The 6,317-nt window shown below is 75.0% G+C and carries 5 protein-coding genes; 3 read left to right on the top strand and 2 right to left on the bottom strand.

Features of this window, described 5'->3' with window-relative positions; genetic code table 11:
* Window positions 1-64: 64 nt before the first annotated feature.
* Complete coding sequence (locus tag ACFW2Y_RS34150) at window positions 65-1,456, bottom strand: helix-turn-helix domain-containing protein (protein ID WP_384887150.1); 1,392 nt, start codon at window positions 1,454-1,456, stop codon at window positions 65-67.
* A gap of 119 nt (window positions 1,457-1,575) precedes the next feature.
* Between ACFW2Y_RS34150 and ACFW2Y_RS34145 the strand changes: the two genes are divergently transcribed.
* Complete coding sequence (locus ACFW2Y_RS34145; RefSeq protein WP_384887149.1) at window positions 1,576-3,048, top strand: DUF6350 family protein; 1,473 nt, start codon at window positions 1,576-1,578, stop codon at window positions 3,046-3,048.
* Here the strand turns inward: ACFW2Y_RS34145 and ACFW2Y_RS34140 are convergent, their stop codons facing one another.
* Entirely contained in the window at window positions 3,049-3,792 is a 744-nt protein-coding gene (locus ACFW2Y_RS34140; RefSeq protein ID WP_384887147.1) for a hypothetical protein, read from the bottom strand.
* Between the two features lie 253 nt (window positions 3,793-4,045).
* Between ACFW2Y_RS34140 and purN the strand changes: the two genes are divergently transcribed.
* Together purN and purH are read left to right on the top strand one after the other, a co-directional pair.
* Window positions 4,046-4,675, top strand: coding sequence for a phosphoribosylglycinamide formyltransferase (gene purN / locus ACFW2Y_RS34135; protein ID WP_384887144.1), 630 nt, complete (start codon window positions 4,046-4,048; stop codon window positions 4,673-4,675).
* On the top strand, window positions 4,650-6,215 hold the full coding sequence (purH, locus tag ACFW2Y_RS34130; protein ID WP_384887142.1) for a bifunctional phosphoribosylaminoimidazolecarboxamide formyltransferase/IMP cyclohydrolase: 1,566 nt from the start codon (window positions 4,650-4,652) through the stop codon (window positions 6,213-6,215). The genes purN and purH overlap by 26 nt, the downstream gene beginning before the upstream one ends.
* The last annotated feature ends 102 nt before the right edge of the window (window positions 6,216-6,317 follow it).

The following is a 6,317-nucleotide window of genomic DNA, read 5'->3' as shown; positions in this document are numbered from 1 at the left end:
GCCCCCACCCGGGAGACCGGGTGGGGGCGGGGCCCCTCCGCGTGCCGCGGCTCGCGGCCGGAGGCTATTCGGCGACCGGCACCAGGCGTTCCGGGCCGGGGTTGGGCCGGGAGCGCAGCGCGTCGCGGAGCTCCAGGTCCTCGGGGCTCAGTTTCTGCGGGCCGCCCCGCACCGGCACGCCGTTGACGGTCTCGCCGGGGGCGTTCACCGGGATGTAGCGGGTCGGTGCGGTCGCCGCCGTGAAACCGGTGACCCCGATGAGGGCCGCCGTCACCCAGAGCACCGCACGCGTCCAGGTGCGGGTCCGGTGTTCGCTGCCGGCCCGGACCGCACGGGCCGGCGGGAGGGAGGTCGTCGGGGCCTCGGCGACCAGCGTGCCGAGCCGTCGGTGCAGCTCTTCCGGCTCGGAGAGTTCGGGGACCCGCCGGGCCAGGACCGTCCTGGCGTGCAGCAGCCGGTTGGCCGCGGCCGGGGTGCTGGCCTCCGTTTCGGCGGCCGTCTCCGGCAGGTCGAGCCCGAGGCCGTCGTAGAGCAGGACGGTGCGGCGGTACGGCGGGGGCAGTTCGAGGAGCGCGCCGAGCAGGGCCCGGCGGTTCGCCTCGGTCGGCGGGGCGTCCGGGTGCTTGTGGGCGCGGCGGAACCGGTGCCAGGGCGAGAGGGCGTACTCGTACGCCGCCGCCCGCACCCAGCCCACCGGGTCCGCGTCCACGGCCACCTCGGGCCAGCACTGCCAGGCGTGGTGGAAGGCGTGCTCGACGGACTCGCGGGAGAGCCGGCGGCGTCCGGTGAGCAGGTACGTCTGGTGGACGAGGCCCGGCGCGGCGTGTGCGTACAGCGCGTCGAAGGCCTCCTCGGGGGTGAGGGCGGGGGCGGGGTCCGCCGACGGGGCGCCGGGCGCCTGCTGTGCGTCGGGCGCCGGGTTGGCGTCGGGTGCCGGGCTGGCGTCGGGTGCCGGTTTCAGGCGCTCCGAAGGCTTTGAGACGCCCGGGCGGGCGGCAGGGGCGGGGGAGGAGGCCCGCGTCGGCTCGGTGCTGCGTTCGTCGGCGCGTTCGTCGGCGCGCCCGGTGGTGCGCTCGGTCGTGGAGGGGTGCCCCGTGCGGGCGGACGGGTCGTCGAGGGGGGAGCCCGCCGAGGGCCGGCCCCGTTCTCGGGGCGACTCCCGTTCCGGGGCCCGCCGCCCCGGTGGCGGCGCCTGTGTCCGGGGCTCCGCTGCCGGGGGCGCGGCGGGGAGCGGGTCCTCCGCCCCGGATGTGCCGAGCAGCTTCGCGTACGCCTCGAGCTTCCGGCCCCGGGGCTCCGAGCGCCCGGTCTCCCACGACTTGACCGTGGCCTTCGTGACGCCCATGGCCTCGGCGACCTGTTCCTCGCTCAGTGCGAGGGCCTCGCGCAACCTGCGCCGCTCCTTCGGTGTCGGCAGGGCGGCGGAGGATGCGGAATCCGTGGTGTTCCGGCTCATCGGCATCGACCTCCCGCAGAGCGACTATGGGCGGAAAAGTACATAAACGTATCTTGGGCGACACAACGGAGGTTTGCCCGTTACGCGCCATGAGCGCGTGTCGTTGGCAGCATGGCCCCGTGACCCACGTGACCGAGCACCCCCTGACCCAGGGCGGCCGTTCCAGGGCGCTCGCCACCGCCTGCGTCCGGGGCGGGGTTGCCGCCGGACTGGGGCTCGGTGCCCTCGCAGTCCTGGTGATCGCGGCCTGGATCAGCTCCCCGTACCCCGACAGCGGCCCCGTCGGCGCCCTGCACGTCGCCGCCGGCACCTGGCTGCTCGCCCACGGGGTGGACCTGGTCCGCACGGACACCCTGTCCGGCCTGCCCGCCCCGCTCGGCGTCATCCCCCTGCTGCTCGTGGCCCTGCCCGTCCTGCTCGTCCACCGGGTCGCCCGTGACACCCTCGATCCGGGCGGCAACGGGGGACGACCGCGCCCCTCCCCGGGCGGCACCGTCGTCGCGGTGTCCGGGGGGTACCTGTTGGTCGCGGCTGCCGTCGTGGCCTACAGCGAGAGCGGTCCGCTGCCCGCGGACCCGGTCGCCGCCGCGCTCTGGCTCCCCGGCGTCGTCACGGCCGCGGCCGGGGCGGGCGTGTGGACGGCGCTCGGCCGCCCGCTGCCCCGGCAGCGGCAGGCCCCCGCCGTCCTGCGGGCGGCAGGGCTCGGCCTCCTCACCTTGTTCGGCGGCGGCGCCGTGGTGGCGGCGACCTCGCTGATCCTGCACGAGGGGCGGGCGGAGGCCTCCTTCGCGGCGCTCGCCACGGAATGGTCCGGTCGGGTGACGGTCCTGCTCCTCATCCTGGTGCTGCTGCCGAACGCGGCCGTCTGGGGCGCCGCGTACGCGCTCGGGCCCGGCCTCGCCCTCGGCACGGGGGCACTGGCGACCCCCCTGGGCCTCGGCGGCGATCCCGCCGTGCCGCCCTTCCCGCTGCTGGCCGCGTTGCCCGCCGAGGGGCGCGGCAGCTGGATCCACGGGGCGACCCTCGTGGTTCCACTGGCCGCCGCCGTCGTCCAGGGCTGGCGCATCGGTCGTCCGGCACGGGCCTGGGACGCCCGGGAGACGGCCCTGGCGGCCCTCGCCGCGGCCGGGGGGTGCGGAGTGGTCGTCGCCGTCCTGGCGGGGGCCGCGGGCGGCCCGCTCGGCACCGGTCGCCTGGCGGAGTTCGGTCCGGTGTGGTGGCGGGCGGGCGCGGCGGCGGTGCTGTGGGGAGCTTGCGCGGGGGTTCCGGTGGCACTGGGGGTGCGTGCCTGGGCCTGCCGCACCCCGCGCGAGAAGCGGCCCCGGACCGTGCCGGCGGACGCGTCGCCCGTGGACCCGGCCGGCACCCCGGGCGGGGTCGCCGGCCCGACCGCGCCTCCCGTCGACCCGCCCGGCCCCGGGGAGGTCGCGGTGTCGAAGGCCCCGGCGCTTCCCGGAGTCGCCCCGGGGCGGGGGCCGGACGTCGCTCCCTACGCCGACCCCTTCGGCGACGACCCCGGCTACGAGCCGTACGACTACCTCCCGGCGGCCTGGGAAGCCTCCCCGCCACCGTCCTCCGTCGATCCCGGGTGACTACTCCCGCACCCCGAAGCCCGCGCGGAGCGGCTTCGGCAGCAGGTCGTTGCAGGCCAGCTGGCTCGCATGGGTCAGGGCGTCGTCACGGCACTCGTAGAAGTCCCGGTAGACGAGCTGCATGGTGAAGCTCACCGCGACGATCACCAGCGCGATGCTCGCCGCGGCGAGTCCGCCGATCGCCGCCGTCCGCATCGACCGCGCCGGGGCGGCCGTCGTGGACGCCGTCTGCCCGGAGGGCCGGGGGGCGTCCGCCGGGGACCGGAACGGAGAGGGGGCCTGCGGTCCCGACTGTGACGTCGACGACACCTCGCCGGGCGCCTTCGGCTTGGCGCGCAGCGAGCTGATGGCCCAGTAGAGACCGAGCGCGCCGAGCAGCAGGGCCAGTTCCCGGGGGCCGAAGAGCGCGAAGAAGAAGCCCCACACGCCCGCGAGGACCGCGTACCGGGCCCGTCGCTGAGCCGGGTCGGTCGGGTCCCAGCGCATCCCCGGGCCCTGTCCGGGCCCGCGCTCCGGGCTGCCCTGGTCGCCACCCTGCCGTTCCGGGCCGCGGCCGAAGCCGTCCGGGGAGGGGCCCGGCTGACGGGGGCTCCAGCGGCCGTCCGACGGCTCCGGCGAGTCCGGGGTCTCGGACGGGTCGCCGTCCGAGCCCTCCGGTCGCCGCGGTTGCCACGGCTGATCCGGCCGGCCCTCGGGCGGCGGCGCGAACGGGTTGTTGTCGTCCGTGGACTGGCGTTCCGGCATCTGCTGAACGTCTTCCCTCTGTCGTTTCGACCACGTCCGCACCCGTGGTCTCCGCTGCTGTCTCGTCCGCTGCTTGTCTGCGTGTGCGTCCGGCGCGGACCCTGACGCTACCGCCCTGCCCCGCCCCCGTCCCGTGGGGGCCGTCCCATGTGCCGGTATCGTTGCTGACGGTCGAGCCATTCGTAGGGTTCCCCGTATCGAGGGGCACGATTCGTTCGTATGACCACACAAACACCACGGAAAGAGTGAGCCAGTGGCTGCCGCCCGCCTCGTCGTCCTGGTCTCCGGCTCCGGCACGAACCTCCAGGCCCTGCTCGACGCGATCGCCGCCGACCCCGAGGGGTACGGAGCCGAGGTCGTCGCCGTCGGCGCGGACCGGGAGGACATCGTGGGCCTGGAGCGCGCGGAGCGGGCCGGCCTCCCCACCTTCGTCTGCAGGGTGAAGGACCACGCCACCCGCGAGGAGTGGGACCGCGCGCTGACCGAGGCCACCGCCGCGCACGAGCCGGACCTCGTGGTCTCGGCCGGCTTCATGAAGATCGTCGGCAAGGAGTTCCTCGCCCGTTTCGGCGGTCGGGTCGTCAACACCCACCCCGCCCTGCTGCCCAGTTTTCCCGGTGCCCACGGGGTGCGCGACGCCCTCGCCTACGGCGCGAAGGTCACCGGGTGCACCGTCCACTTCGTCGACGACGGTGTCGACACCGGCCCGATCATCGCCCAGGGCGTGGTCGAGGTGCGGGACGAGGACGATGAAGCCGCTCTGCACGAGCGCATCAAGGAAGTCGAGCGCTCGCTGCTCGTCGACGTCGTGGGGCGTCTCGCCCGGCACGGCTACCGCATTGAGGGACGAAAGGTTCATGTCGGTGAACACGGACACCGTTAAGCCCATCCGCCGCGCGCTGGTCAGCGTCTACGACAAGACGGGGCTCGAGGAGCTGGCCCGCGGTCTGCACGAGGCCGGTGTCGAGCTCGTCTCCACCGGCTCCACGGCCGGGAAGATCGCCGCCGCCGGGGTGCCCGTCACGAAGGTCGAGGAGCTGACCGGCTTCCCCGAGTGCCTGGACGGACGGGTCAAGACCCTGCACCCGCGCGTGCACGCCGGCATCCTCGCCGACCTGCGCCTGGAGTCGCACCGCGCGCAGCTCGCCGAGCTCGGCGTGGAGCCGTTCGACCTCGTCGTCGTGAACCTCTACCCGTTCCGCGAGACGGTCGCCTCCGGCGCCACCCCGGACGAGTGCGTCGAGCAGATCGACATCGGCGGCCCGTCGATGGTCCGTGCCGCGGCCAAGAACCACCCGTCGGTCGCGATCGTCACCAGCCCCGAGCGGTACGCCGACGTCCTCGCCGCCGCCAAGGCGGGCGGCTTCGACCTGACCGCCCGCAAGCGGCTCGCCGCCGAGGCCTTCCAGCACACCGCCGCGTACGACGTGGCCGTGGCCTCCTGGTTCGCCGACGACTACGCGGCGGCCGACGACAGCGGCTTCCCCGACTTCCTCGGTGCCACCTACGGGCGCAAGAACGTGCTCCGCTACGGCGAGAACCCGCACCAGGGCGCCGCGCTCTACGTCGACGGCACGGGCGGCCTCGCCGAGGCCGAGCAGCTGCACGGCAAGGAGATGTCGTACAACAACTTCACGGACACCGATGCCGCGCGTCGGGCCGCGTACGACCACGCCGAGCCCTGCGTCGCGATCATCAAGCACGCCAACCCGTGCGGCATCGCGATCGGCGCCGACGTCGCCGAGGCGCACCGCAAGGCGCACGCCTGTGACCCGCTGTCCGCCTTCGGCGGAGTCATCGCCGTCAACCGCCCGGTCTCCGTGGCCATGGCCGAGCAGGTGGCCGAGATCTTCACCGAGGTCATCGTCGCCCCCGGCTACGAGGACGGCGCGGTCGAGGTCCTGGCCAAGAAGAAGAACATCCGCGTCCTGAAGGCCGAGGGCGCCCCGGCCAGCCCGGTCGAGGTCAAGCCCATCGACGGCGGCGCCCTCCTCCAGGTCACCGACCGCCTCCAGGCCGAGGGCGACGACCCGGCCCACTGGACCCTCGCGACCGGCGAGGCCCTCTCCGCCGAGGAGCTCGCCGAGCTCGCCTTCGCCTGGAAGGCCTGCCGCGCGGTCAAGTCCAACGCGATCCTGCTCGCCAAGGACGGTGCCTCCGTCGGCGTCGGCATGGGACAGGTCAACCGCGTCGACTCGGCGAAGCTGGCCGTCGAGCGGGCGGGCGAGGAGCGGGCCCGCGGGTCGTACGCCGCCTCCGACGCCTTCTTCCCCTTCCCCGACGGCTTGGAGATCCTGACCGCGGCCGGCGTGAAGGCGGTCGTGCAGCCGGGCGGCTCGGTCCGCGACGAGCTGGTCGTCGAGGCCGCGAAGAACGCGGGCGTGACGATGTACTTCACGGGGACGCGCCACTTCTTCCACTGAGGCACCGTTCCCACGGGGTGCGAGCCCCCGGCGCGTCGGTGACGCGGCCGGGATGCGACACCCCTGACGGCTACGCACCGGGCGGGCGGCCCGCCGGTATCC

The sequence above is a fragment of the Streptomyces sp. NPDC058877 genome, from assembly GCF_042742855.1.
GTDB lineage: Bacteria > Actinomycetota > Actinomycetes > Streptomycetales > Streptomycetaceae > Streptomyces.
Note: the sequence above shows the minus strand (reverse complement) of the source record. Positions and strands in the feature narration are given on the sequence as shown.